The organism is Fructilactobacillus sp. X2R5C3 (assembly GCF_059901325.1).
Genome location: NZ_JBWXUY010000064.1, coordinates 1 through 238, shown reverse-complemented (window position 1 = coordinate 238; position 238 = coordinate 1). Strand labels below are relative to the sequence as shown.

Genomic DNA, 238 nt, shown 5'->3' with positions numbered 1-238 from the left:
CACCTACACGATCACGCTGACCAACAAAGACGGCCTGCCGATCAACAACCACGGCGCCCTGACCTTCACGCTGAGCGACGGCAAGACCGTCATCACCGTGCCGGCCAACGGCACCAGCGGTTCGATCACCGTGACTGCTCCGGACAACGTTTACGTTGGCAGCAATACCCCGGTGGTACAGTCGATCGCAACTGTTGCTGGCGCTGATGTCGGCAAGTTCGAACAGCTGACCCTGGAC

The 238-nt window shown here is 60.5% G+C and carries 1 protein-coding gene; it reads left to right on the top strand.

What is annotated here, in order from left to right; all coding sequences use genetic code 11:
* Nucleotides 1–238, top strand: a 238-nt coding sequence (locus tag AC6UDE_RS07175) for an immunoglobulin-like domain-containing protein (RefSeq protein ID WP_500697060.1), incomplete at both ends; no start/stop codon positions are given.